General features: G+C 73.0%; 26 protein-coding genes and 1 riboswitch. Of the genes, 13 read left to right on the plus strand and 13 right to left on the minus strand.

The genetic code is table 11. The features are described from left to right. Positions 1–38 precede the first annotated feature (38 nt). The gene (locus tag O7604_RS16290) at positions 39–836 is read right to left on the minus strand and encodes a DUF4097 family beta strand repeat-containing protein (RefSeq protein ID WP_269704592.1); all 798 of its coding nucleotides are present in this window, start codon (positions 834–836) and stop codon (positions 39–41) included. 102 nt (positions 837–938) lie between these two features. Here O7604_RS16290 and recO point away from each other — a divergent pair, with 102 nt between their 5' ends. The 4 genes from recO to O7604_RS16310 all read left to right on the plus strand — a co-directional run bounded on the left by recO (position 939) and on the right by O7604_RS16310 (position 3,247). Continuing rightward, positions 939–1,811: a DNA repair protein RecO gene (gene recO / locus O7604_RS16295; RefSeq protein WP_281577022.1), complete on the plus strand. Its 873-nt coding sequence runs from the start codon at positions 939–941 to the stop codon at positions 1,809–1,811. Between the two features lie 32 nt (positions 1,812–1,843). Continuing rightward, a complete protein-coding gene (locus O7604_RS16300; RefSeq protein WP_269707030.1) occupies positions 1,844–2,620 on the plus strand; it encodes an isoprenyl transferase in 777 nt (258 codons plus the stop codon). Positions 2,621–2,688: 68 nt separating this feature from the next. Then, on the plus strand, positions 2,689–2,874 hold the full coding sequence (locus O7604_RS16305; protein WP_194802342.1) for a hypothetical protein: 186 nt from the start codon (positions 2,689–2,691) through the stop codon (positions 2,872–2,874). Between the two features lie 148 nt (positions 2,875–3,022). Further along, a complete protein-coding gene (locus O7604_RS16310) occupies positions 3,023–3,247 on the plus strand; it encodes a thioredoxin reductase (RefSeq protein ID WP_269704594.1) in 225 nt (74 codons plus the stop codon). A 15-nt stretch (positions 3,248–3,262) separates the two neighbouring features. Here the strand turns inward: O7604_RS16310 and gndA are convergent, their stop codons facing one another. Beyond that, entirely contained in the window at positions 3,263–4,705 is a 1,443-nt protein-coding gene (gndA, locus tag O7604_RS16315) for an NADP-dependent phosphogluconate dehydrogenase (RefSeq protein ID WP_281577023.1), read from the minus strand. Positions 4,706–5,082: 377 nt separating this feature from the next. On the opposite strand from gndA, the gene O7604_RS16320 reads away from it, so the two are divergent. Continuing rightward, on the plus strand, positions 5,083–5,364 hold the full coding sequence (locus O7604_RS16320; protein WP_281577024.1) for a hypothetical protein: 282 nt from the start codon (positions 5,083–5,085) through the stop codon (positions 5,362–5,364). 178 nt (positions 5,365–5,542) lie between these two features. Here the strand turns inward: O7604_RS16320 and O7604_RS16325 are convergent, their stop codons facing one another. The 3 genes from O7604_RS16325 to O7604_RS16335 form a co-directional block, all read right to left on the minus strand. Next, entirely contained in the window at positions 5,543–6,343 is an 801-nt protein-coding gene (locus O7604_RS16325) for an energy-coupling factor transporter transmembrane component T (protein ID WP_269704597.1), read from the minus strand. Then, positions 6,340–7,773: an ABC transporter ATP-binding protein gene (locus tag O7604_RS16330; protein ID WP_281577025.1), complete on the minus strand. Its 1,434-nt coding sequence runs from the start codon at positions 7,771–7,773 to the stop codon at positions 6,340–6,342. The genes O7604_RS16325 and O7604_RS16330 overlap by 4 nt, the downstream gene beginning before the upstream one ends. Before the next feature lie 112 nt (positions 7,774–7,885). Beyond that, a complete protein-coding gene (locus O7604_RS16335) occupies positions 7,886–8,476 on the minus strand; it encodes an ECF transporter S component (RefSeq protein WP_269704599.1) in 591 nt (196 codons plus the stop codon). Between the two features lie 75 nt (positions 8,477–8,551). Then, positions 8,552–8,658, minus strand: a riboswitch (TPP riboswitch). Between the two features lie 76 nt (positions 8,659–8,734). Between O7604_RS16335 and O7604_RS16340 the strand changes: the two genes are divergently transcribed. From O7604_RS16340 to O7604_RS16355, 4 genes are all read left to right on the plus strand, one after another. Then, a complete protein-coding gene (locus O7604_RS16340) occupies positions 8,735–9,571 on the plus strand; it encodes an alpha/beta hydrolase (protein WP_281577026.1) in 837 nt (278 codons plus the stop codon). Then, entirely contained in the window at positions 9,568–10,317 is a 750-nt protein-coding gene (locus tag O7604_RS16345) for an SIS domain-containing protein (protein WP_269704601.1), read from the plus strand. The genes O7604_RS16340 and O7604_RS16345 overlap by 4 nt, the downstream gene beginning before the upstream one ends. A gap of 91 nt (positions 10,318–10,408) precedes the next feature. Further along, the gene (locus tag O7604_RS16350) at positions 10,409–10,909 is read left to right on the plus strand and encodes a DUF6328 family protein (RefSeq protein ID WP_281577027.1); all 501 of its coding nucleotides are present in this window, start codon (positions 10,409–10,411) and stop codon (positions 10,907–10,909) included. Positions 10,910–11,017: 108 nt separating this feature from the next. Continuing rightward, a complete protein-coding gene (locus O7604_RS16355) occupies positions 11,018–12,991 on the plus strand; it encodes an acyl-CoA dehydrogenase family protein (protein ID WP_281577028.1) in 1,974 nt (657 codons plus the stop codon). A 461-nt stretch (positions 12,992–13,452) separates the two neighbouring features. Here O7604_RS16355 and O7604_RS16360 read toward each other — a convergent pair whose 3' ends face one another. From O7604_RS16360 to O7604_RS16385, 6 genes are all read right to left on the minus strand, one after another. Further along, positions 13,453–14,058 (minus strand): hypothetical protein, encoded by a 606-nt coding sequence (locus O7604_RS16360; protein WP_269704604.1) that lies wholly within the window; start codon positions 14,056–14,058, stop codon positions 13,453–13,455. 52 nt (positions 14,059–14,110) lie between these two features. Continuing rightward, positions 14,111–14,413 carry a metalloregulator ArsR/SmtB family transcription factor gene (locus O7604_RS16365; RefSeq protein WP_013287947.1) on the minus strand — a complete coding sequence of 101 codons (303 nt, stop codon included), beginning with the start codon at positions 14,411–14,413 and terminating at the stop codon, positions 14,111–14,113. 43 nt (positions 14,414–14,456) lie between these two features. Further along, the gene (locus tag O7604_RS16370; protein ID WP_281577029.1) at positions 14,457–15,332 is read right to left on the minus strand and encodes a metal ABC transporter permease; all 876 of its coding nucleotides are present in this window, start codon (positions 15,330–15,332) and stop codon (positions 14,457–14,459) included. A 1-nt stretch (position 15,333) separates the two neighbouring features. After that, positions 15,334–16,098, minus strand: a complete 765-nt coding sequence (locus tag O7604_RS16375; RefSeq protein ID WP_269704606.1) for a metal ABC transporter ATP-binding protein — start codon at positions 16,096–16,098, stop codon at positions 15,334–15,336. Next, positions 16,095–17,042 carry a metal ABC transporter substrate-binding protein gene (locus O7604_RS16380; RefSeq protein ID WP_281577030.1) on the minus strand — a complete coding sequence of 316 codons (948 nt, stop codon included), beginning with the start codon at positions 17,040–17,042 and terminating at the stop codon, positions 16,095–16,097. The genes O7604_RS16375 and O7604_RS16380 overlap by 4 nt, the downstream gene beginning before the upstream one ends. Positions 17,043–17,130: 88 nt before the next feature. After that, positions 17,131–17,394, minus strand: coding sequence for a DUF6703 family protein (locus tag O7604_RS16385; RefSeq protein ID WP_269704608.1), 264 nt, complete (start codon positions 17,392–17,394; stop codon positions 17,131–17,133). 27 nt (positions 17,395–17,421) lie between these two features. On the opposite strand from O7604_RS16385, the gene O7604_RS16390 reads away from it, so the two are divergent. The 3 genes from O7604_RS16390 (at position 17,422) to O7604_RS16400 (ending at position 19,824) form a co-directional block, all read left to right on the plus strand. After that, on the plus strand, positions 17,422–17,763 hold the full coding sequence (locus tag O7604_RS16390) for an antibiotic biosynthesis monooxygenase family protein (protein ID WP_269704609.1): 342 nt from the start codon (positions 17,422–17,424) through the stop codon (positions 17,761–17,763). 94 nt (positions 17,764–17,857) lie between these two features. After that, on the plus strand, positions 17,858–18,331 hold the full coding sequence (locus O7604_RS16395; RefSeq protein ID WP_269707031.1) for a hypothetical protein: 474 nt from the start codon (positions 17,858–17,860) through the stop codon (positions 18,329–18,331). Positions 18,332–18,444: 113 nt separating this feature from the next. Continuing rightward, entirely contained in the window at positions 18,445–19,824 is a 1,380-nt protein-coding gene (locus O7604_RS16400) for a glycine--tRNA ligase (RefSeq protein WP_194802327.1), read from the plus strand. Positions 19,825–19,875: 51 nt separating this feature from the next. On the opposite strand, the gene O7604_RS16405 is transcribed toward O7604_RS16400, so the two are convergent. Beyond that, the gene (locus O7604_RS16405; RefSeq protein ID WP_281577031.1) at positions 19,876–20,847 is read right to left on the minus strand and encodes a type IV toxin-antitoxin system AbiEi family antitoxin domain-containing protein; all 972 of its coding nucleotides are present in this window, start codon (positions 20,845–20,847) and stop codon (positions 19,876–19,878) included. A gap of 179 nt (positions 20,848–21,026) precedes the next feature. Between O7604_RS16405 and dusB the strand changes: the two genes are divergently transcribed. Then, positions 21,027–22,190: a tRNA dihydrouridine synthase DusB gene (gene dusB, locus O7604_RS16410; RefSeq protein ID WP_281577032.1), complete on the plus strand. Its 1,164-nt coding sequence runs from the start codon at positions 21,027–21,029 to the stop codon at positions 22,188–22,190. Between the two features lie 55 nt (positions 22,191–22,245). On the opposite strand, the gene O7604_RS16415 is transcribed toward dusB, so the two are convergent. Then, positions 22,246–22,902, minus strand: a complete 657-nt coding sequence (locus tag O7604_RS16415; RefSeq protein WP_281577033.1) for a C39 family peptidase — start codon at positions 22,900–22,902, stop codon at positions 22,246–22,248. Positions 22,903–23,778: the final 876 nt, after the last annotated feature.

Below are 23,778 nucleotides of genomic sequence, written 5' to 3' on the forward strand. Positions count from 1 at the left end.
GGCGGAGCGCGGCGCGGCGCCGCCGGGGCGCGGCCCGCTCAGCGGGTGCTGACCGTGACGTTGCCGCTGGTGGCGGAGGCCTCCAGCGTCACCGAAGCCGTCGGGTCGTCGTCGACACGCACGTCGGTGTCGCCGGAGGTCGCGGTGGCGCGTACCCGGTAGCGGCCCGCCGGTACGGCGAGGTCGACGTCTCCGCTGGTGGCGTGCACCCGGGCCGGTGCCGGCTGGTCCAGCTCGACGACGATGTTGCCGGAGGTGGTCTCCACGTCGACGGCGGAGGCGAGCCGGCGGGCCTCGATGTCGCCGGAGCGGGCCCGCAGCCGCACCGGGCCGGCCGCCTCGACGACCCGGATGTTGCCCGACGTGGTGGAGGCACGGACCTCGCCGGTGGTGCCCCGGACGGTCAGGTCGCCGGAGCTGAGCGTGAACTCGACGGCGCCCACGTCGGTGAGGTCGACGTTGCCCGAGCCGGTGCCACCGCGGACCACCACGCCGGGCGGCGCGGTCACCTCCCAGGAGATGCTGCACCGGTGCCCGCAGTCGGTGGGCAGGACGAGTTCGTCGCCCTTGATCTCGTACCGGCTGGTCGGCTCGTCGCCCTGGTAGCGGACCACGCGCTTGACGCGTACCTGGTCGGCGGGGCCGTTGGCCCGCACCACGACGTCGCCGGCGCCGTCGTCGTCCACGGTGATCTTCGTGATCTTCGTCCGCTCGGTGTGGTCGTAGTCGAGGCGGCGGAACGAGAGGGTGTCACACCCGGAGAGAACGATGAGCGCGGCGGCAGCGGCGGCGGCCACCACACCACGCAGCCGGGGAGCGGTGCGGAGCGAAGCCATGGCCAGCACATTAGGACCGGCCCGGCGCCCGGCACATCGGGGATCGCCCGCCGGTCCACCCCGAGCCGACCCTGAGATCGCACCCGGAGGGAGAATGGCCCGATGGCCGGGTACCGCCGACAGCTCTACCGCGACGACGCGGTGGTGCTGCGTGTGCAGAAGCTGGGCGAGTCGGACCGCATCATCACGCTGTTCACCCGCCGGCACGGCCGGCTGCGCGCGGTCGCCCGGGGCGTGCGGCGCACCATGAGCCGCTTCGGCGCGCGGCTCGAACCGTTCGGGCACGTCGACCTCCAGCTCGCCGGCGACCCCAAGGGCAACCAGGGCAGCTCGTTGCACACCGTCAGCCAGGTCGAGGCGATCGAGCTGTACGGCAAGCGGTTCCTCGGCGACTACCCCCGCTACACGGCGGCCAGCGCGATCGCCGAGACCGCCGAGCGGCTCACCCCGGTCGAGCGCGAGCCGTCGCTGCGGCTGTTCCAGCTCACCCTCGGCGCGATGAAGTCGCTGGCCCGCGGCGAGCACGCCACCACGCTGGTGCTCGACGCGTACCTGCTGCGCGGGATGGCGTTCGCCGGCTGGGCGCCGGCGCTCGCGGCCTGCGCGGTCTGCGGCGAGCCGGGCCGGCACCGCGCGTTCTCCGTACCGGCCGGCGGCGCGGTCTGCCCGGACTGCCGGCCCCCCGGCGCCGCCCACCCCGCGCCCGCCACGCTGGAGCTGATGTCCGCGCTGACCTCCGGCGACTGGGGGTACGCCGACGCGGCCGACACCGGCGTACGCCGGGAGTGCAGCGGACTGGTCGCGGCGCACCTCCAATGGCATCTGGAGCGCGCGCTACGCTCGCTGCCGCTGGTCGACCGGGGCGCCCCGGCGTCCGGCGCGGTCCCGCCGCCCGGCGGCGCGGGGCCGGATGTGGTCCCGCCGCGCTCCGGCGCCGGGCCCGTCGCCGGAGTGAACAGGGAGATGACCGAGTGATCCGATCGACGAGGGCGACCCGCCGCGAGCCGGTGCCGCCGACCCCGCACCCCTCCGGCGCTCGCCCGCCGGCGCTGCCGCCCGCCGCGGTGCCCCGGCACGTCGCCATCGTGATGGACGGCAACGGCCGCTGGGCCAAGGAGCGCGGCCTGCCCCGCACCAAGGGGCACGAGCAGGGCGAGCACAGCCTGTTCGACACCGTCGAGGGCGCGATCGAGATGGGGATTCCCTACCTGTCGGCGTACGCGTTCTCCACCGAGAACTGGCGGCGCTCGCCGGACGAGGTCCGCTTCCTGATGGGCTTCAACCGCGACGTCATCCGCCGCCGCCGCGACCAGCTCGTCGACCTGGGCGTCCGGGTGGTCTGGTCGGGCCGCGCCGGCCGGCTCTGGAAGAGCGTCATCTCCGAGCTGCAGACCGCCGAGGAGATGTCCCGCGGCAACTCGACGCTCACGCTGCAGTTCTGCGTCAACTACGGTGGCCAGGCCGAGATCGCCGACGCCGCCGCCGGGATCGCCCGCGACGTCGCAGCGGGCAAGCTCGACCCGGCCAAGGTGAACGAGAAGACGATCGCGCGATACCTCTACCACCCCGAGGTGCCCGAGGTCGACCTGTTCCTGCGCCCCTCCGGGGAGCAGCGCATCTCCAACTTCCTGCTCTGGCAGACCGCGTACGCCGAGCTGGTCTACCTGGACACGCTCTGGCCCGACTTCGACCGCCGCCACCTCTGGTACGCCTGCGAGCTGTACGCCCAGCGCGACCGCCGCTTCGGCGGTGCCCTGCCCAACCCGGTCGCCCCGGGCGCCTGACGTCACGCTTACCAAGGCGCCGCGGTGGGTACCGATACCTCCAGACAGCAAACGCGGAGGTGAACCACATGATTCAGAAGCGGATCGCGCAGTGGGCGTTCATGGCGGTCGCCGTGCCGCTGGCGGCGGCCGGCGCGCGCCGGCTCAGCCACACCCTGGAGGCCCGTCGCGGCCCGTCCGGGGTGAGCCGTCTGCTGACCAAGGGCGCCGACCTGGTCCGGCCGCAGAAGGCCAAGCGTCGCCGGTTCTTCTGACCGCGACGTCCGGCCCTGATGGCCGCGGCCGGCACCCGACGTGAGCGTGACGCCCCGCATCCGGCTTTCCCGCCGGGCGCGGGGCGTTCCGCTCTACGATCGGCGCAGGGCGTGCCGCCGGGTGCGCGCCCGCCACGGGGGGTGGAGGATGCGCGATCTCCGGTACGAGATGACTGCTGCCCTGGCCGCCGCCGATCTGGTGGAGGCGACCCACCGGGACGCCGTAGCGGCACTCTGCGCCGACGTGGCGCAGCGGTGGTGCGCCGACCTCGGGCACACCCCGGCGGTCCGCTCCGGCGAGATCGGCGAACTGGCGGCAGGCGAGCCGGCCGCCGGCTGGGCGCCCGACCCGCATGCCCCGCGAGCCTGGTGACCTGTCCGGCCGGGCTCACGCCTCCACTTCGGAGCGGTCACCCGCCCATAGCGTGTGGAACGAGCCGTCCCGGTCCACCCGGTGGTAGGTGTGCGCGCCGAAGTTGTCCCGCAGGCCCTGGATCAGCGCGGCCGGCAGCCGCTGCGCCCGCAGCGCGTCGAAGTAGGCCAGCGACGAACCGAAGGCCGGGGCCGGCACGCCCGCCCGGGCCGCGTCGGCCACCACTCGTCGCCAGGCCGGAACGCCGGCGCTGACCCGCTCGGCGAACCACGGCGCGACGAGCAGCGTCGACAGGTCCGGCTCCGCGTCGTACGCCTCCCGGATCCGGTCCAGGAAACCGGCCCGGATGATGCAGCCGCCCCGCCAGATGGTGGCCGTGCCGCCCAGGTCGATGTCCCAGTCGTACTCCCGGCTGCCGGCCCGGATGTGGTCGAACCCCTGCGCGTACGCGACGATCTTGCTGGCCAGCAGCGCACGGCGCACGTCCTCGACGAACGCCTCCCGGTCGTCCACCTGCCACTTGTCGCCCGCGTCCGCGAACACCCGGCGGGCGGCCTCGCGCTGGTCGGCGTGGCCGGACAGCGACCGGGCGAACGTGGCCTCGGCGATACCGGTGATCGGGATGCCCAGGTCGAGCGCGCTCTGCACGGTCCAGCGGCCGGTGCCCTTCTGCTCGGCCTGGTCGAGCACCACGTCCACGAACGCCTGGCCGGTGGCCGCGTCGGTGTGGCCGAGCACGTCGGCGGTGATCTCGATGAGGAACGACCCCAGCTCGCCGCCGTTCCACTCCCGGAAGATCTCCGCGATCTCCGCCGGGCTCGCCGACAGACCGGCCCGCAACAGGTCGTACGCCTCGGCGATGAGCTGCATGTCGGCGTACTCGATGCCGTTGTGCACCATCTTCACGAAGTGGCCCGCGCCGTCCGGCCCGATGTGCCGGCAGCAGGGCTCACCGTCCACCTGCGCGGCGATCTTCTCGAAGATCGGCCCCAGCTTCTGGTAGGACTCCGCCGACCCGCCGGGCATGATGCTCGGGCCGAGCAGTGCGCCCTCCTCGCCGCCGGACACGCCGGTGCCGACGAAGTGCAGGCCGTGCTCGCGCAGCGCCTCCTCCCGGCGGCGGGTGTCGGCGAAGTGCGCGTTGCCGCAGTCGACGACGATGTCGCCCTCCTCCAGCAGCGGGACCAGTTCGTCGATCACCGCGTCGGTGGGCGCGCCGGCCTTCACCATCACGATCACCGCGCGGGGCCGCTCGAGCGAGCCGACGAAGTCCGCGAGGGACTCCGACGGCACGAACGTGCCCTCGTCGCCGTGCTCCGCGACGAGGCTGCGGGTACGTTCCGGCGACCGGTTGTGCACCGCCACGGCGAAGCCGTTGCGGGCCAGGTTCCGGGCCAGGTTGCGGCCCATCACCGCCAGACCGGTGACTCCGATCTGCGCCGTCGCCTGCTCTGCCATGCGTACCGCCACCTCTCGTTCGTGCTGCCGTGCTGCGACCGTATCGCGGTCGTCGGGGCAGTGGGCGGGGACGTCGACAGGGCGTGACCGGTGGGTGGCCGTGCGTCCGCGGCGCGTTCGCGCCTCGCCTCCCGGTGGTCCTTCTCCGTAATTCGGGTGCGGGAGGTCCGGGCGGCGGGATAGCGTTGCCGCATGCGTAAGTGACGCCTCACCTCCGAGCCCGGTCCACCGCCGAAGTGCCGTGGACCCGTCCTGCTCCGGGCGTCCGCATCCCTTCCCCGCTGCCGTCGGTCGCGGTGTCTGTCGTGATCGGTTCGCACCGGAGCCCCCGCTCGGCGCGTCCCGGTCGGCGCGCCCGCACGACAGGAGGCCCGCGAATGCCCGCGAAGCGCAATCCGAAGAAGTCCCGCAAGCAGTCCGCGCCGCAGGTGACCCCGCCGAAGCTCGACACGCTCACCGTGGCGCCGCCCGCCGTGGTGCTCCCCACCGAGCCGGCGACGCCCACCGTGTCGCCCTCGGAGTCTCCGGAGTCCCCGGTCCTGCCCGGCGCATCCGCGACGCCGCCGAGATCGGGCCCACCGGCAGGGCGGCAGGCCCGGTTCACCGGACGTAGCCAGCGCGCCGGCCAGACCCGGTTCTACGCCTTCCGCCGCAGCTGACCGACAGCCCCGCCCGAGCGTCCCCGAAGATCTTGGAAGATTCCGGCCCCCATAGGGGCCATTCCCTACCAAGATCTCACCCGGCCCTGGTTGATCATGAAGTTGGCGGCGACAAAACGGGCAACCCGTGCCGTCAACTTCATGATCAACGGAACGGGGCGGGGGTGGGGGGAGGGGGTCAGCCGATCAAGGGGCGGAAGGTGCCCAGGGCGATGCTTGTCGCCAAGGCGGCGCCTGCCAGCAGGGCGGCGCCTGCGACGAGCAGGGCATCGGCGCCGGTGAAGCGCTGGGGACGGGCCACTGTGCGCGGGGTGCCGGCGTCGAAGCCCCGGGCGTCCATCGCCACCGCCAGCCGGGTACCCCGCCGGATCGCGCCCACCAACAGCGTGAACGCGGTGGACGCGAAAAGCCGCAACCTGGCCACCGGGTTGCGGCCCGCGTCCACGCCGCGGGCCCGGCGGGCCATGCTGATCATCCGCCACTCCTGTTCCAGCAGCGGCACCATCCGGAACGCGGCGAGCGCCCCGATGGCGAACCGGGCGGGCGTCCTCGCGTTCTGGATCAACGCGTCGGCCAGGTCCGTCGGGTCGGTGGTGGCGAACACGACGATGCCGGGCAGCGCCACCGCGAACATGCGCAGCACCAGCCCGAGCGCGGTCATCAGCACGCCCTGGGTGACCAGGATCGGTCCGGCCTGGAGCAGCACCGGGCCGGAGCGGTCGGCCGCGAACAGCACGAGTGTGACCAGGATGCCGACGGCGCCGGCGAGCAGCGGCCAGGCCCGGCGGGCCAGCACCCGGTAGCGGACGCCGAACAGCGGCAGCACCGCGAGTTCGACGGCGATGGCGAGGGCCGGGGCCACCGGATCGAGCGTCGCCACCAGGATGAGCGTGAAGACCACCGCGGCGGCCAGCTTCGCCACCGGGTTGCGCCGGGCCAGCGGCGCGCCGGGCGCGGCGACCGGTTCGAGGTTGATCACGGGAGCACCGCGGCGGACGGGCGGTGCAGGGCGAGCGTCCGGTCGGCGAGCGCGGCGACGAAGTCCTCGTCGTGGGTCACCGTGACCACGCCGTGCCCGGCGTCGCGCAGCTCGGCGAGCAGGTCGACCAGCTCCAGCCACGTCCGCCGGTCCTGGCCGAACGTGGGCTCGTCGCAGATCAGCAGGCGGGGCGCGGTGGCCAGCGCCGTCGCCACGCTCAGCCGCCGCGCCTCGCCACCCGAGAGGGTGTACGGGTTGGCGCCCGCCAGCCGGTCCAGCCGCAACCGCTGCAACAGCTCGTCCACGGTGGCGGTGACCGCCGGCTCGGCCCGGCCGATGCGGCGCGGGCCGAGCGCCAGCTCGTCGCGGACCGTGGCGGTGACGAACTGGTGCTCCGGGTCCTGGAACACCGAACCGATCCGGCGGACCAGAGCGGGTGCCCGCCAGCGGTGCGGGGGAGTGCGCGCGTCCCGCCCGGCGAGTTCGGCGGACGCGGTGACGGCCCCCGCTCCGGGTTTCAGCAGGCCGCCCAGGAGCAGCGCCAGTGTGGACTTGCCGGCCCCGTTGGGGCCGAGGACGGCGAGCGCCTCGCCGGCGCGTACCCGAAGATCGGTGGGGTTCAGCCGGGGCGGGAGGCCGAGCCGCTCCGCGGTGAGCAGCACGTCGCCGGGCGGCGTGGTGGCGTGCCGGGGTGGCGCGACGTGGCCGGGTACCCAGACCCCGGCGGCGGCCAGCGCGTCGCCGTGCGCGGCGAAGACCGCCTCGGGCGGCCCGTCGGCGCGGACGCCGCCGCCGGGTTCCAGCACCACGACGCGGTCGACCAGCGGCAGCGCCTCGGTGACCCGGTGCTCGACCAGGATCATCGTGGTGTCCGGGTCGAGCGCGTTCGCGACGGCCCGGCGGATCAGGCCGGCGCCGGCCGGGTCGAGGTTGGCGGTGGGCTCGTCGAGCAGCAGCAGTCCGGGGCGCAGCGCGAGCGTGCCGGCCAGGGCCAGCCGCTGCTGCTCCCCGCCGCTGAGCGCGGCGGTCGGGCGGTCCCGGGGGTACGGGAAGCCGACCCGGTGCAGCGCCTCGTCGACGCGGGACCAGATCTCGCCGGCCGGTACGCCCCGGTTCTCCAGCCCGAACGCCACGTCGTCGCCGGAGCGGGCCATGACGAGCTGGGTCTGCGGGTCCTGGAACAGGATGCCAACGCGCTCACGCGCCTTGCGCGGGTCCAGCCCGTCGATCTCGACGGTGCCCTCCTGCTCGCCGGAGTCCTCCGGCAGCAGCCCGGCCAGCGCCGCCAGCAACGTGCTCTTACCGGCCCCGGAGGGCCCGAGCAGTAGCACCCGCTCGCCGCTCTCCACACGCAGATCCACTCCGCGCAGAGCCCAGCGCTTGCGTCCTCCGTGCCGCCACCCGAACCCCCGCAGCACCACAGCGCTCACCGCCCACCACCCCCTCTCCCGGCCCAGCCTGCGTGATCAAGGAGTTCGCGTCCGGAGAACCGTGCCCGGCGGACGCAAACTCCTTGATCACCGGGCGGAAGTGGGGAGAGGGCTAGACCAGGGCGCGGTCGCGACCGGCGGGGAAGCGGTCCAGCACGCCGGTGTTCGCCAGCGCGCGGGTGAGGACGTGCGCGCCCAGACCGGCGACGATAGTGGCGCTGACGATAGTGATCAGCGCGTACGGGAGGCGGTAGGAGGCGAAGTCGTACGCCTTGTTCCAGTAGACGAAGTCGAAGATCGCAGCACCGAGGCCGGTCAGCGCACCGGCCAGCACCGCCACCGGCAGGCGGAACGAGCGGTACCGGAACGCGGCGAAGGCCAGCTCGGCGCCGATGCCCTGCATCAGGCCCTGGAGGATCACGATGCTCGCCCACTGGCTGCCCAGCAGGGCGGAGATGATCGCGGCCACCGTCTCGCAGTACAGCGCGGCGCCCGGCTTGCGGATGATCAGGCCGGCGAGCACCGCCGGGATCAGCCACACGCCGTAGAGCACTGCCTGCGCCGGCGGGAAGAACGCGAACGCCGCGTCGGTGGCGCTCCAGAGCAGGCCCCAGGCCCAGAAGACGACGCCGAAGGCGACGGCGATGACCGAGGCGACGACGATGTCGACGGTACGCCAGCGGTTGCTGTCGGTACGGTTCACGATTGGCTCCCAGTTCGTCGAGGTGAACCAGGAGAAGACGCACGCCGCGCCCGGTGGTCACCGGACGGCGACGCGGCTGGAGGTCGACCGAACTCCCTGCGCTGGCATTACCCAGATCAGGTTCGAGGGTCTGCGGGCACCGGCCCGCACTCTCAGCGCTGCGCGCTCCCCTGTCGGATGTGAAGTTGTCTCGTCGCAGACGCTAGCACCGACCACGGCCCGGGGCCCAGCAGGGCGAGTGTCGGTATGGTGGCGATCATGCTGGTGGATGCGCGGGGACTGACGTTCGAGGTACGCGCCGGCGGTCCCGAGGGCGGCGACCCGGTCCTGCTGCTGCACGGCTTCCCGCAGCACTCGGGCGAGTGGGACGCGGTCACGCCCGCGCTGCACGCCGCCGGGCTGCGCACGTACGCGCTCGACCAGCGCGGCTACTCGCCCGGCGCGCGTCCGGCCGACATCGGGGCGTACCGGATTCCGGAGCTGGTGGCCGACGCGGCGGCCGTGCTCGACGCGCTCGGGGTGACCCGCGCCCACGTGGTCGGCCACGACTGGGGCGCCATCGTGGCGTGGGGCCTGGCGGCGGCGCACCCGGACCGGGTGCGGACGCTGACCGCGGTGTCGGTGCCGCATCCGGCGGCGATGGGCCACGCGCTCGCCACCGACCCCCGGCAGAAGGTCAAGTCCGCCTACATCGCGTTGTTCCGCAAGCCCGGTACGGCGGAGAAGGTGCTGCTGGCGTGGAACGGCGCCACGCTGCGCAAGCTGCTGAGCGGCGTGGGCGACGCCGGTACGGTGGCGCGCTACGCCGAGCCGATGCGCGAGCCGGGCGCCTTGACGGCGGCGCTGAACTGGTATCGCGCGATGACCGGTGCGGACATGAAGGCGGTCGCCCCGGTCGGGGTGCCCACCACGTTCGTGTGGAGCGACAAGGACGTGGCGATCGGCCGGACGGCCGCGCAGGCGTGCGCCGCGCGCGTCACCGGTGACTACCGGTTCGTGACGCTGTCCGGCGTCAGCCACTGGATTCCGGACGAGGCGCCCGGCCCGCTGGCCGAGGCGATCCTCGCCCGTTGCACAGGAACGGAGGAGGCATGACGGTGAGCGCCGACGCGTACCTGGCGGTGGTGACCGAGACGATCGGCCGGGTGGCCGCCGCGCAGCGGCAGAACGTGGCCGACGCGGCCGACCTGATCGCGGCCGCGCTGCGCGCCGACGGTGTGGTGCACGCGTTCGGCACCGGGCACTCCGAGGCGCTGGCCATGGAGATCGCCGGGCGGGCCGGCGGCCTGGTGCCCACCAACCGGATCGCGTTGCGGGACCTGGTGCTGATCGGCGGCGACCCGGCCGACGTGCTCGGCCCGAAGCTGGAACGCGATCCGGCCGTGGCGCACCGCCTCTACGAGCTGGCGCCGATCCGGCCGCAGGACGTGTTCGTGCTGGCCTCGAACTCGGGCGTGAACGGGGCGATGGTCGAGTTCGCGTCCATCGTGAAGGAACGCGGGCACGGCCTGGTGGCGATCACCTCGGCGCAGCACTCGGCCCGGATGACCTCGCGGCACCCGTCCGGCCGCAAGCTCGCCGACTTCGCCGACGTGGTGCTGGACAACGGAGCCCCGTACGGCGACGCGACGTTGCCGCTTCCGGGTGGCGGCGCGGTCGGCGCGGTCTCCTCGATCACCGCGGCGCTGCTCGCGCAGCAGATCGTCACCGAGGTGGTGGCCCGGCTGGTCGCGGCGGGGCAGCGCCCGCCGGTCTACCTGTCCGCGAACATCACCGGCGGCGACGAGCACAACGCCGAGCTGGAGGCACGGTACGCGGGCCGGATCCGCAGGGGTTCCTGAACCGGTTTCGTGATCGCCCGTACGGGGCACAGGCGGTGCTGCCGGTGGGCGTTCACCCGCCGGCCGTGCCGTCTCCCGGGGAGGTCCGCGAGTGTCCAAGGAATCCGAGAAGCAGCGCTGGCAGCGCAACTTCGCCGATCTGTTGCAGGAGCTGCGGGTCGCGCAGACAGGCGTGCAGATCCTCTTCGCCTTCCTGCTGACGCTGCCGTTCAGCAACGGGTTCGGCCGGACCACGGAGTTCCAGCGCGACGTCTACATCCTGGCGCTGCTGACCGCCGCCGCGTCCGCCGCGATGATCATCTCTCCGGTCGCGTTCCACCGGGCGTTGTTCCGGCAGGGCCGCAAGCCGGAGCTGGTCCGCTTCGCCCACCGGATGGCCACCGGCGGCCTGTTCTTCATGCTGATCGCGATGGTCAGCTCGGTCCTGCTGGTCACCGACTTCGTGCTGGACCGGCCGATCGCGTTCCTGCTCAGCACGCTCACCGGCCTGTGGTTCCTGACCTTCTGGGCGATCCTGCCGTTCAGCCGGCGCAACTGGGGTGAGGACGACATCGACGACGAGGACGACAGCCCGCAGTCGCTGACCGACTGACGGTCCGCCAAATCGGACGTGCACGCAACGCTACCCCTGGGTAACACCCGGGGGTAGCGTCGTTTTCGTCGCACGCGTCGACGCAGCCGGACCGACGAGGAGGCAGCCGTGACCACGACACAGAACAGCCGGCCCGAGTCACCCGACGGTGCGGGGCCGCTTCCCACCGAGGCGGGCCAGGTCTCCGAGAAGGAGGCCCGCCAGGTCGCCGAGGCGGCCCGCGAGTCGGCCTGGGACCGGCCCAGCTTCGGCAAGGAACTGTTCCTCGGCCGCTTCCGGCTCGACCTGATCGACCCGTGGCCCCGCCCCGACCCGGCCGAGGTGGCCCGCGCGGACGAGTTCCTCGGCGCGCTGCGCGCGTATCTGACGTCCGAGGTGGACGGTGAGGCGATCGAGCGGGACGCGCGCATCCCCGACGAGGTGTTCCACGGCCTGGCCGGGCTCGGCACGTTCGGCATGAAGATCGACCGGAAGTACGGCGGGCTCGGCCTGAGCAACCTGCACTACTGCCGGGCGCTGATGCTCGTCGGCTCGGTGAACCCGGCGGTCAGCGCGCTGCTCTCCGCGCACCAGTCGATCGGCGTGCCGCAGCCGCTGAAGATGTTCGGCACGCCCGAGCAGAAGGACCGGTTCCTGCCCCGGCTCGCGGCCGGTGAGGTCTCCGCGTTCCTGCTCACCGAGCCGGACGTCGGCTCCGACCCGGCCCGGCTCGCCACCACCGCCGAGCCCACCGCCGACGGCACCGGCTACCGGCTCAACGGGGTGAAGCTCTGGGCCACCAACGGCACGCTCGCCACGCTGCTGGTGGTGATGGCCCGGGTGCCGGCCGCAGAGGGGCGGCGCGGCGGCATCACCGCGTTCGTGGTGGAGGGCGACAGCGACGGCATCACCGTGGAACGGCGCAACTCCTTCGTCGGGCTGCGTGGCCTGGAGAACAGCCTCACCCGGTTCCACGACGTGTTCGTGCCGAAGGAGAACGTGATCGGCGGCGAGGGCAAGGGCCTGAAGATCGCGCTGACCACGTTGAACACCGGGCGGCTCTCGCTGCCGGCCATGTGCGTCGGCGCCGGCAAGTGGGCGCTCAACGTGGCCCGCGAGTGGGCGGCGGACCGGGTCCAGTGGGGTCGGCCGGTGGGTGAGCACGAGGCGGTGGCGAAGAAGCTGTCCTTCATCGCCGCCACCACGTACGGCATGGAGTCGATGCTCGACCTGTCCTGCATGCTCGCCGACGACGACCGCAACGACATCCGGATCGAGGCGGCGCTGGTCAAGCTCTACGCCAGCGAGATGGCCTGGCGGATCGCCGACGAGCTGATCCAGATCCGCGGTGGCCGCGGCTACGAGACGGCCGACTCGCTCGCCGCCCGGGGAGAGCGACCGGCCGCCGTCGAGCAGCTCCTGCGCGACCTGCGGATCAACCGGATCTTCGAGGGCTCCACCGAGATCATGCACCTGCTGATCGCCCGCGAGGCGGTCGACGCGCACCTGTCCGTGGCGGGCGACATCATCGACCCGGACGCCGGGCTGGGCCGCAAGGCCAAGGCGGGCGCGCGGGCCGGCGCCTTCTACGCGAAGTGGCTGCCCACGCTCGCCGTCGGCAAGGGGCAGACGCCCGGGGCGTACCAGGAGTTCGGGCCGCTGGCCGGGCACCTGCGCCACGTCGAGCGGACCTCCCGCAAGCTGGCCCGGTCGACCTTCTACGCGATGTCGCGCTGGCAGGGGAAGATGGAGCGCAAGCAGGCGTTCCTCGGCCGGGTGGTGGACATCGGGGCGGAGCTGTTCGCGATGAGCGCGGTCTGCGTCCGGGCCTACGCCGAGCGGGACGCGCACCCGGAGAACGTCGAGTTGGCCGACCTGTTCTGCCGTCAGGCCCGGCTGCGCGTCGACGAGCTGTTCACCGGCCTGTGGTCGAACACCGACTCGGTCGACGTGGCCGCCGCCAAGCGGATCGTCGCCGGCCGGTACGCCGCACTGGAGGACGGCGTGGTCACGCCGCCGGCCGACCTGCCGTGGGTGGCCCGCTGGGAACCGGGGCCGTCCACCGAGCAGGACGTCCGCCGTCGCATTCCGCCCGCCGGCTGACCAACCGCTGCACCCTCGCCGCGCCCGCACCGCGGTCGTCGTCCGCCGGTTGGTGCCGGGTTGCGGCGTGCTGCGCCTGCGGACGGCACCGTCCGTCGGTCCACGCGGAGTCCGGCGACTGCCGGGCCGACCGGGAACGTCGGCCGCACCCACCGGCCACCGTTCCCGAACCGGAGGAGCGGGCTGTTGTCCTGACGTCGTGTCGGACTCGCGGCGCGCCGCCGGGCCCGCGGCCTTTTGGGAAGAGCCAGCGACCCGATACGCGGTGTCACGTGGCGCCAGAGGAAGGACTCTTTTTCGTCGTTATGACTCTCGGTCATAATTATGACCGAGAGTCATAACGACGAGAAGTGCATCATCTGCCGGGAGCCGGGAGCCGGGAGCCGGGAGCCGGGAGCCGGGAGCCGGGAGCCGGGAGCCGGGAGCCGGGAGCCGGGAGCCGGGAGCCGGGAGCGGGGACGTCAGCGACCGCCGCGCAGCCCCAGTTCGCGCAGCTCCAGCGCGGCGAGCGCGTCGACTGTCGCGTCGTCGCCGCGCCGCCACGCCTCGGCGACGTCGGGCGCGATCCGGGTCAGCTTCGACAGCGGCTGACCGGCCAGCGCGCGCAGCGCCAGCAGGTCCCGGCCGGCCGGCGCACCGGCCAGTGCCTTCGCCGCGCCGGCCCGGCGCATCCAGCGCAGGCGCAGCGGCAGCCAGCCGAACAGCACCAGGCCGAGCGGGAACACCAGCACCGCGACGGTCAGCCCGAGCGCGAGCTGCCCGACCAGTTCCTGCTGGTCGCGGCCCGCGTCGGCGACCGCGCGGGCGGCGTCGGCGGCCCGGGTGAACGGCGCGGTCAGCTCGTCTCCGACGATCGGCACCCGGCCGACCTTGCCGCCGGCGTCGGCCAGGTTGTCGGCGAGACCACCGCCGGCACCCTCCAGCTTCTGCCCGGGTACGGCGAGCTTCTCGACCACGTCGTGCAGCCACAGCGCGAAGCGGATCGCCGCGTACACCCAGACGACCACGAGCAGGTCGGTGAGGAACTGGCGGACGGCGGTGGGAAAACGGTCGGCGTAGATCTTCACGCCGGACAGCGTCCCACGGCGCGGGCGCGTCGGCACCTGGCGGATTTCCCGCTCAGTGCGACCCTTCGCCGGCGTGACTGACCGCGTCCGCCACGATGTGCGCGACGTGGTCGTCGACCAGCGCGTACGCGATCTCCCGGCCGCGCCGCGACCCGCGTACCACCCCGGCGCCGCGCAGCACCCGCAGGTGCTGGGAGACGAGCGGCTGCGGCGCGCCGAGCTTCTCGACCAGCTCGTGCACGCAGCGCTCGCCCTCGGCCAGCTCGCTGACGATCGCGAGCCGGATCGGGGCCGAGAGCGCGCGCAGCAGGTCACCCGCACCCTCGAAGGCGTCGTACCCGTTCGTGCCGGTCACCCTGTAACGGTAACCAATCCCAGCTGCGCCGGCGGGTAGGGCCTCACCGCAGCAGCACCTCGTGCTCGGCCGGCTCGGGCGGCGGCGTCGCCCGGTCGGTCCGGGTCCGCCGCCGCAGCGCCCGCAGACCGGCCGCCGCGAGCGCGACCAGCAGGAACGAGCCGATCGCCACGAGCACCACCGACGCGCCGGGCGCGGTGTCCGCGGTGGCGGCCACCCACACCCCGGTGCCGGCGGCGAACAGGCCCAGCGCCATGGCCGCCGCCATGGTCGACCGGAATCCCCGGGTCACCTGCTGCGCGGCGGCCACCGGCACCACCATCAGCGCGCTGATCAGCAGCACCCCGACCGCCCGCATGGCGATGGTCACCGTGACCGCGGTGCCGACCGCGATGACCAGGTTCAGCGTCCGCACCGGCAGGCCGGACACCCGGGCGTACTCCTCGTCGTGGCACACCGCGAACAGCGCCGGGCGCAGCACCAGCATGGTCACCAGCAGCACCGCGCCGAGCACACCGATGGTGATCAGGTCGGTGCGGGAGGTGGTGGTCAGCGACCCGAACAGGTACGCGTTGAGCGACCCGCTGCTGGCGTCGGAGAGCCCGACCAGCATCACGCCACCGGCGATGCCGCCGTAGAACAGCAGCGCCAGCGCGAGGTCGCCGGACGTGCGCCCGTACGCGCGGACCAGCTCGATCACGATCGCGCCGAGCGTCGCGGCGATCACCGCCACCAGCACGGGGGAGCGGTTGAGCAGCAGTCCCGCGCCGACGCCGGTGAGCGCCACGTGCCCGAGCCCGTCGCCGATCAACGCCAGCCGGCGCTGCACCAGGTAGATGCCGAGCGCCGGGGCGGCCAGCCCGATGATCAGCGCGCCGACCAGGGCGCGGAGCATGAAGTCGTACTGGAAGAGGTCCATCTCAGATGCCTGTCCAGAGCCGGGCCGGCTCCTCGTCGCAGTGCGGGTGCACGTGCTCGTGGTCCGGGTCGGCGTGGTGGCCGGCCGGTTCGGGCACCGCGCCGTCGTGGGCGATCCCGCCCTGGTGCACCACCACGGCCCGGCTGATCAGCGGGCGCAGCGGGCCCAGCTCGTGCGCGACGAGCAGCACCGTGCCCCCGCCGTCGCGGAACGTGCGCAGCGCCCCGGCGAACGCCTCCTGGCTGGCCGCGTCCACCCCGGCGGTCGGCTCGTCGAGCACCAGCAGCTCCGGCCCGCCGGCGAGCGCGCGGGCGATCAGGGTGCGCTGCTGCTGGCCGCCGGAGAGCGTCGACACCGGGTCGCCGGCCCGGTCGGCGAGCCCGACCGCGTCCAGCGCCGCCGCCACCGCCTCCCGGTCCGCCCGCCCGGCGGGCCGCAGTACGCCCCGGCGGGCCAGCCGCCCGGACGCCACCACCTCGCCCACGGTGGCGGGCACTCCGCTGCCCGCGCCGAGCCGCTGCGGCACGTACCCGATGCGGTGCCACTGCCGGAAGCGGCGCTGCGGTGTGCCGAACAGGGCGACCGACCCGGCGCCGACCGGCACCAGGCCGAGCGCGGCGCGCACGAGCGTCGACTTGCCGGAGCCGTTGGCGCCGAGCACGGCGACCACCTCGGAAGCGGTCACTGTCAACGAGACGTCACGCAGCACCGGGCGGCCGTCGTAGCCGACGGTGGCGTGCGCGATCTCGATCACCGGTGGGGTCATGAACAGTCCAGAGCGGTTCGCAGGGTCTGCAGGTTGGTGCGCATCGCGGAGAGGTAGTCGCCGTCGGCGGGCGGGCCCTCCAGCGGGTCCAGGACGGCCGTCTTCGCGCCGACCTCACGCGCGATGGTCTCGGCGACCTTCGGGCTGACGAGCGTCTCGAAGAAGATCGTGCCGGCCTGGTGCTTCCGGGCCTCCTCGGCGACCTCGGCGAGCCGCTTCGGGGACGGCTCGGACTCCGGGGTGAGCCCGCTGATGCCGATCTGCTCCAGCTGGTAGCGCTCGGTCAGGTAGCCGAACGCGGTGTGGCTGGTGACGATCTCCCGGCGCTGGCAGGTGCGCAGGCCGTCGGCGTACTCGGTGTCGAGCTTCGTCAGCTCGGTACGCAGCGCGTCGGCGCGGGCGGTGTAGTCGGCGGCGTGGTCCGGGTCGGCCTTGCCGAGCCGCTCGGCGAGCTTGTCGCCGATGGTGGCCAGCCGGGTCGGGTCGAGCCAGACGTGCGGGTCCTTGCCTCCGCCCTCCTCGGTGTGCCCGGCCTCGCCCTCGTGGTCGTGGTCGTGGCCACCGGCGGCGGCGTCCCGCAGCGGCGTGACGCCCGCCACGTCGAACGCGCGGGCGCCGCCGTTCTGCTCCACCGCCTCGTCCACCGCCGGCTGGAAGCCGCTGAGGTAGACGACCAGGTCGGCGTCGACCACCTGGCCGACCTGCCGCGGGTTGAGTTCCAGGTCGTGCGGCTCGGCGCCCGGCTTGGTGAGGTTGCTGACCGCTACCGTGTCGCCGCCGATCCGCTCGGCCAGGAACTGGAGCGGGTAGAACGCGGCCACCACGCCGACCTTGCCCGGCTCGCTCGCGGCGCCTGTGCCGTCCCCGCAGGCGGTCAGGCCGGCGGCGGCGAGCAGGGCGGTGGTTGCGGCGGTCAGGATGCGGCGAGGTGCGCGAACGGTCATGGGCTCAACTGTCCGCGACAACGAAAACTATTGTCAAAAACGCATGATTGCATGTCAGCGCAGGTCAGCTCGGCTCTGCTTCCCCGAGTCAGCCGACCATGACCTTCGCCAGCGCCACCGCGATCAACAAGGTGAGCATCACCAGCCGGAGCATCCGGGTCGCCGGGGCCTGCACCGGCCAGGTGACCGACATCAGCCAGACCAACCCGCCGGCCAGCACGAGCAGCAGGACGCCGCCCGCCGGGCCGGGCGCGAAGAGGCCGACAAGCACCACGGCCAGCGTGGCCAGGAACACCGCCGTCGGGTTGAGCCGTGCCAACCGGGACAGCACAGGACTCTGCGTACGCTGCATGCCACAAACTCTACGAGGAGGAACCCCGTGCTGGTCACCAACCGCTTCGTGGTGGAAGCCGAAACGGTGGACGAGTTCACCCGGGCGGCGCACGCCGCACTGGCCGCGCTCGCCGCCCGCCCCGGCTACCTGCGCGGTGAACTGCTGCGGGCGCTCGACGACCCGGCCCACTGGGTCCTGATCACCGAGTGGGAGTCGGTCGGGGCGTACCGGCGGGCACTCGGCGGATTCGACGTCAAGGTCACCGCCGTGCCGTTGCTCGCCCGATCGGTGGACGAGCCGTCCGCGTACGAGACGCTCGCCAGCGCCGCCCCCGACGGGGAGATCGTCGTCGTCGCCAGCGATCGTGCCGCAGGCCCGTACCGCTGAGTGCCGGGGCACTACCCTGGCGCGTATGACCGCTCCCGGACCGGCCGCGCCACCCCCGCCATCCGTTCCGCCCGCGCTGCCGGCGGACCCCGGGGTGCCCGCACCGCCGCAGGGGCCCGGCGCCGCGCCGCCGTTCGCCGCCCCGCCCACCGAGGGCGGGCGGACCCGGCTCTGGCTCGGCCTCGGCGCGGGCGCGCTCGCAGTGCTGATCTGCTGCGGCGGGGGCGGCGCGGCGGTGGTCGGCCTGGCGGTGAGCAACGCCCAGGCCGTCGGCGAGCAGGGCCGGGCCGTCACGAACGACTACTACCAGGCGCTCGTCGCCCGGGAGTGGTCCAAGGCGTACGACACGCTCTGCGACGACATCCGGCGACGCGAACCCCGGCGGGAGTTCGAGCGGCGGGTGGCCACCGAGCCACAGATCTCCGGCTTCCGGGTCGGCGAGGTCGACCTCGCCACGCTCACCGTGCCGGTGGACGTCACGCTGGCCGGCGGCCGGCGGGAGGCGCAGACCGTGACGCTGGCGCCGGACCAGCAGACGGGCGGCGTGGAGGTCTGCGGGGTGAGCTGACCGGCCCCCGGTATTCTGCTGGGCTCGGGACGGACACGGTCGTACCGTTGTCCCGAACAGCCCGGTTCCATCCATCTCAACCGCGCCGACCGCCAGCCGGCGTAGGAGGAAACATGCCAGCCGACCGTATCGACGCCGTCACCAGCCTCGCCAAGCGCCGGGGCTTCGTCTTTCCCTCCAGCGAGATCTACGGGGGCACCCGGTCGGCGTGGGACTACGGTCCGCTCGGCGTCGAGCTGAAGGAGAACGTCCGCCGGCAGTGGTGGCGGACCATGGTGCAGCAGCGCGACGACGTCGTCGGCCTCGACTCGGCGGTCATCCTGGCCCGCAAGGTCTGGGAGGCCAGCGGCCACATCGCCGAGTTCGTCGACCCGCTCACCGAGTGCCAGTCCTGCCACAAGCGGTTCCGGGCCGACCACCTGGAAGAGGCGTACGAGGCCAAGCACGGCAAGCCGCTGACCTCGCTGACGGAGCTGAACTGCCCCAACTGCGGCAACAAGGGCACCTTCACCGAGCCGAAGATGTTCAACGGCCTGATGAAGACCTACCTGGGCCCGGTGGAGAGCGACGAGGGCATGCACTACCTGCGCCCGGAGACCGCCCAGGGCATCTTCGTCAACTACAAGAACGTGGAGACGGTCGCCCGCAAGAAGCCGCCGTTCGGCATCGCGCAGACCGGCAAGTCGTTCCGCAACGAGATCACCCCCGGCAACTTCATCTTCCGGACCCGCGAGTTCGAGCAGATGGAGATGGAGTTCTTCGTCGAGCCCGGCACCGACGAGCAGTGGCACGAGTACTGGCTTCAGGAGCGCTGGAACTGGTACCTCGACCTGGGCCTGTCCGAGGAGAACCTGCGCTTCTACGAGCACCCCAAGGAGAAGCTCTCCCACTACTCGAAGCGCACCGTCGACATCGAGTACCGGTTCCGGTTCGGCGGCAGCGAGTTCGCCGAGCTGGAGGGCATCGCCAACCGCACCGACTTCGACCTGTCCACGCACAGCAAGCACTCCGGCGTCGACCTGTCGTACTTCGACCAGGGCAAGGGCGAGCGCTGGATGCCGTACGTGATCGAGCCCGCCGCCGGTCTCACCCGCGCGGTGCTGGCGTTCCTGCTCGAGGCGTACGACGAGGACGAGGCGCCGAACACCAAGGGCGGCGTGGACAAGCGCACCGTCATGCGCTTCGACCCGCGGCTGGCCCCGGTCAAGGTCGCCGTGCTGCCGCTGTCGCGCAACGAGGCGCTGTCGCCGAAGGCCAAGCAGCTCGCCACCGACCTGCGCAAGCGCTGGGTGGTCGAGTTCGACGACTCGCAGGCGATCGGCCGCCGCTACCGCCGGCAGGACGAGATCGGCACGCCGTTCTGCGTCACAGTCGACTTCGACACGCTCGACGACAACGCGGTGACGGTCCGGAACCGGGACACCATGGCCCAGGAGCGCGTCTCGCTGGACCAGGTCGAGCGCTACCTGATCGAGCGCCTCCCCGGCTGCTGAGTGTAAGGAAGGGCCCCTTCTTAACGCCTCGCGTAGAGAAGGGGCCCCTTCTTAACACCCGTCGCCGGGGGAGATCGACTCCACCCGTACGCCGGTCGCGGCGCCCAGCCCGCGCCGGGCCGCGTACGCGTCCTCCACCGTGCGCCGCACGCGGCCCGGTTCCCGGCGGATCTGTGCCGGCGTGAAGTGCAGGATGAGCACCCCGTGCCGGCTCAGCTCGTTGTGCCGGTCCAGCGTCCGCGCCCAGTCGTCCGGGCTGAGGTGGTACTCCCGCGAGTCGACCTCCAACGCCACCGCGCAGTCGGCGAGGTAGCCGTCCGGCGTCGGCAGGCGGGTGCCGTCGGCCGCCGACAGCCGCGGGTTCCACAGGATCTCGCCGAGCACACCGCTGCCGCCCAGGCACTCCCGCAGCTCCGTCTCGGGCGCCGAGCGGACCCCGTCGGTGATCTCGGCGAACGCCTTCCGGATCAGGGCGGTGCGGCTTCGCCGGGCCCGGCGGATCTCCGCGTCCAGGCTGTCCAGGTCGGTGAAACCGCGCTGCACGGCCTCGGCCACCGTCGCCCGTACCGGCCGCAGCCGGCGCAGGTCGCGGGCGGCGTCCACGACCGCCCGGGCGGGCGAGCACACCGGGTACAGCGCGGTCCGCCGGGCCCGCGGATCAAGCTCCAGGGCCCGCGCGATCACCGCGTGACCGGCCGATCGGCGCCGCACGTGGTGCGGCAGGATCAGGTGTACGTCAGCGGTGCGCGGGCTGTACCGGAACCCGTACCAGGTCAGGGCGGCCAGGCCGGTGAGCTGCGCGTCGGCGCCCGCGTAGAGCGCCGCCGAGATGCGTCGCTGCTCGTCGGTGAGGGTGCCGGTGACGAGCGCGTACGTCGCCGGCAGGACCCGCTGCCACAGGCCGCGCCGGGTCTGCCGGTACAGGTACATGTCGTCGAATCCGACGCCGAGCAGCTGGGTCCGCGTGACGATCTGCTGCTGGCGTTCCGCCAGGTCGCTGAGCTCGCGTGGTTGTTCGGGCATGCCCGGCAGCGTGCGCGATCGACCGATCCACGTTCCGGCCCGTGCGCCCGGCCTGTGGACAGCCTCCCCGGTTGTGGAGAACGCCCGCCGGGCGGGCCGGCTGTGATATGTGCCCTGTTAAGAAGGGGCCCCTGCTCTACCGGAGACGTTAAGAAGGGGCCCTTCCTTACACTTGTGCGGTGACTGCCCCGACCCTGCCCGCGTTGACCATCGGCCCGCACCGGGTGTGGCCGCCGGTGGTGCTCGCGCCGATGGCCGGGATCACCAACGTCGGCTTCCGCCGGCTCTGCCGTGAGCAGGGCGGCGGCATCTACGTCTGCGAGATGATCACCACCCGTGCGCTCGTCGAGCGGAACCCGAAGACGCTGCGCATGATCGCCTTCGGCGCCGAGGAGCAGCCCCGCAGCCTCCAGCTCTACGGCACCGACCCGGAGATCACCGCCGCGGCCGTACGGATCGTGGTCGAGCGCGACCTTGCCGACCACATCGACCTCAACTTCGGCTGCCCCGTGCCCAAGGTGACCCGCAAGGGCGGCGGCTCGGCCCTGCCGTGGCGCCGCCGGCTGTTCGCCCGGCTGGTCAGGGCCGCGGTGGACGCCGCGTCACCCGCCGGGGTGCCGGTCACCGTCAAGATGCGCAAGGGCATCGACGACGACCACCTGACGTACGTCGAGGCGGGGCTGGCCGCCCAGGACGCGGGCGTCGCGGCGGTCGCCCTGCACGGGCGTACGGCCGCGCAGCGCTACTCCGGCAACGCCGACTGGGACGCGATCGCCACGCTCAAGGCGGCGCTCGACGTGCCGGTGCTCGGCAACGGCGACATCTGGGAGGCCGACGACGCGCTGCGGATGGTCGCGCACACCGGCGTCGACGGTGTGGTGATCGGGCGTGGCTGCCTGGGCCGTCCGTGGCTGTTCGCCGACCTGGAGGCCGCGTTCAACGGGAGCGCCGAGCGGCGGCTGCCGAGCCTCGGCGAGGTGGCGGTGACCATGCGCCGGCACGCCGAGCTGCTCGTGGAGCAGTTCGTGGCGGGCGCGCGCAACCCGGCCCGGGGCGAGCGGGACGGCTGCACCGACTTCCGCAAGCACGTCGCCTGGTACCTCAAGGGCTTCCCGATCGGCAGCGAGCTGCGCCGCTCGCTCGCCATGATCGAGAGCCTGGCGCAGCTCGACGACCTGCTCGGCAAGCTCGACCCGGCCGTACCGTTCCCGGTGGAGAACCTCGGCCAGCCGCGCGGCCGCACCAACTCCCCGGGCAAGGTGTTCCTGCCCGACGGCTGGCTGGCCAGCCGCGACGACGACACCCCGCCGGACGGCGCCGAGCTGGAGGACTCCGGCGGCTGACCCGGATACTTCGAAGGGCCCGGCCCCCGTGGGGGCCGGGCCCTTCGGTGTTCGGTCAGGAGCTGTAGCCGCGGCTGGCGATCCAGCGGGCGAGCTCGTCGACGTCCATGCGGTAGGAGGCCTGGTTCGGGTTCGCCGAGTCGGCGATCGTCACGACCTTCCCGCCGTCGCGGTAGCCGACCACGCTGATGTAGTGGCCACCCTCGAAGGAGTGGGTGGTGCCGTCGGTGTCGGTGGCGGTGCCGGCGATGTTGGCCACCACGGCACGGCCGTCGTCCACCGTCTTGACCACGTCGGCGCGCAGCTTGTCGACCTTGTCGCGGTCGCGGGCCTTGTCCATGGGGATCTCGGTGGACTTGTAGACGTCCTTACCGGTCTCCTTGTTCAGGACGGGGGTGATGTCGTTGATGGAGTTGGTGCCGGCTTCAGTGGTGCCCATTTCCTCGGCCATGGCGTGCACGTCGATGTTCTTGCCCTGCACGCTCAGGGCGTTGCGGGCGGCGGCGGGGCCGCAGAAGTAGAAGTTCGGCTGCGCCTCGTAGCGCACGTCGAGTTCCCGCTCGCCGTGGCCCTTGCGGTCGGTGGTGACCTGGGCGGCGGCGCGCTCGGCCGGAGTGGCCTGGGCGGCGATGGCGGGGCCGGCGATGCCACCGGCGGTGGCGACGACACCAGCAGCGGTCAGAACGGTCTTGCGCAGCAGAGTGGTAGCCATGATCAGTTGCCTCTCTGTCGGGGGTACGCGGCGATGGGGGATGCCGCGAAGAAAGATCAGGTGGCCCGGTATGTGCGTCGGGCCGGTGGCTCGCTCGGGCGGCCAGGGGGACGGCCTGCTCCGGCGGCTCGGGGATGTAACGACCGGGGGTCCGGGGTCATTCCCGGGGTGCTGCCCGGCGGTGGGGCCCGCTCGACAGGCGCTGTCGGCCTGCTCGGCGGCCCGGGGGATGTAACGACCGGCTTCCCGGCCTGATTCCCGGCCCGAGGGGGCGGGTGGTCGGCGGGTGCGGCGCGGTCTGCCATGTACAACGCCCCGCACCCACCCCCGATTCCGCCCCACCGGTGACCCCGACCACCCGAAACCCGGACACCGACCCCACCCGCACCCGCCGCTGACGGACGACCCAGTCTGCCCAAGCCGACACCGAACCCGTCTGCCCTCGCCGCAGCTACCCCGGCCCGGGCCGCACCGGGTCCGGCCCGCCCTAGGCGGTGTTTCGAGCCAACCCACTTGGCGCGCGGCGACTCCGCTTCGACCTCACCGCCCAGGGACACCGTCCCCGCCCCCAGGGCCGCCCCCACCACCCCGTTGATCAAGGAGTTTGTGTCCGTCTGGGGCCGTCCGCCCGACACAAACCCCTTGACCACCGATGCGGTGGGAGGGGTGGCGCCGAGCTTTGAGATCTTGGTAGATCGGCGCCCCTCCGGGGACGGTTTCGTACCAAGATCTCGGCGATCGGAAGGGATCGCGCCCAACGAGGGGTGGCTGGACGCGCACCGCCCCGGATGAGGCAGCCGGTGGGCGTCGCCGGTGACGGTGAGCGGCTCGTCGGGCAGGTCGAGTTGCCAGCGGTGGTCGGGGCTGGCGACGTGG

The organism is Micromonospora sp. WMMA1947 (genome assembly GCF_027497355.1).
Taxonomy (GTDB): domain Bacteria; phylum Actinomycetota; class Actinomycetes; order Mycobacteriales; family Micromonosporaceae; genus Micromonospora.

Excerpts from the sequence above, each read along its gene's own strand:
- O7604_RS16290 (WP_269704592.1), bottom strand. The coding sequence starts at position 836 with ATGGCTTCGCTCCGCACCGCTCCCCGGCTGCGTGGTGTGGTGGCCGCC.
- recO (WP_281577022.1), top strand. The coding sequence starts at position 939 with ATGGCCGGGTACCGCCGACAGCTCTACCGCGACGACGCGGTGGTGCTG.
- O7604_RS16305 (WP_194802342.1), top strand. The coding sequence starts at position 2,689 with ATGATTCAGAAGCGGATCGCGCAGTGGGCGTTCATGGCGGTCGCCGTG.
- O7604_RS16310 (WP_269704594.1), top strand. The coding sequence starts at position 3,023 with ATGCGCGATCTCCGGTACGAGATGACTGCTGCCCTGGCCGCCGCCGAT.
- gndA (WP_281577023.1), bottom strand. The coding sequence starts at position 4,705 with ATGGCAGAGCAGGCGACGGCGCAGATCGGAGTCACCGGTCTGGCGGTG.
- O7604_RS16320 (WP_281577024.1), top strand. The coding sequence starts at position 5,083 with ATGCCCGCGAAGCGCAATCCGAAGAAGTCCCGCAAGCAGTCCGCGCCG.
- O7604_RS16340 (WP_281577026.1), top strand. The coding sequence starts at position 8,735 with ATGCTGGTGGATGCGCGGGGACTGACGTTCGAGGTACGCGCCGGCGGT.
- O7604_RS16345 (WP_269704601.1), top strand. The coding sequence starts at position 9,568 with ATGACGGTGAGCGCCGACGCGTACCTGGCGGTGGTGACCGAGACGATC.
- O7604_RS16370 (WP_281577029.1), bottom strand. The coding sequence starts at position 15,332 with ATGGACCTCTTCCAGTACGACTTCATGCTCCGCGCCCTGGTCGGCGCG.
- O7604_RS16375 (WP_269704606.1), bottom strand. The coding sequence starts at position 16,098 with ATGACCCCACCGGTGATCGAGATCGCGCACGCCACCGTCGGCTACGAC.
- O7604_RS16380 (WP_281577030.1), bottom strand. The coding sequence starts at position 17,042 with ATGACCGTTCGCGCACCTCGCCGCATCCTGACCGCCGCAACCACCGCC.
- O7604_RS16385 (WP_269704608.1), bottom strand. The coding sequence starts at position 17,394 with ATGCAGCGTACGCAGAGTCCTGTGCTGTCCCGGTTGGCACGGCTCAAC.
- O7604_RS16400 (WP_194802327.1), top strand. The coding sequence starts at position 18,445 with ATGCCAGCCGACCGTATCGACGCCGTCACCAGCCTCGCCAAGCGCCGG.
- O7604_RS16405 (WP_281577031.1), bottom strand. The coding sequence starts at position 20,847 with ATGCCCGAACAACCACGCGAGCTCAGCGACCTGGCGGAACGCCAGCAG.
- O7604_RS16415 (WP_281577033.1), bottom strand. The coding sequence starts at position 22,902 with ATGGCTACCACTCTGCTGCGCAAGACCGTTCTGACCGCTGCTGGTGTC.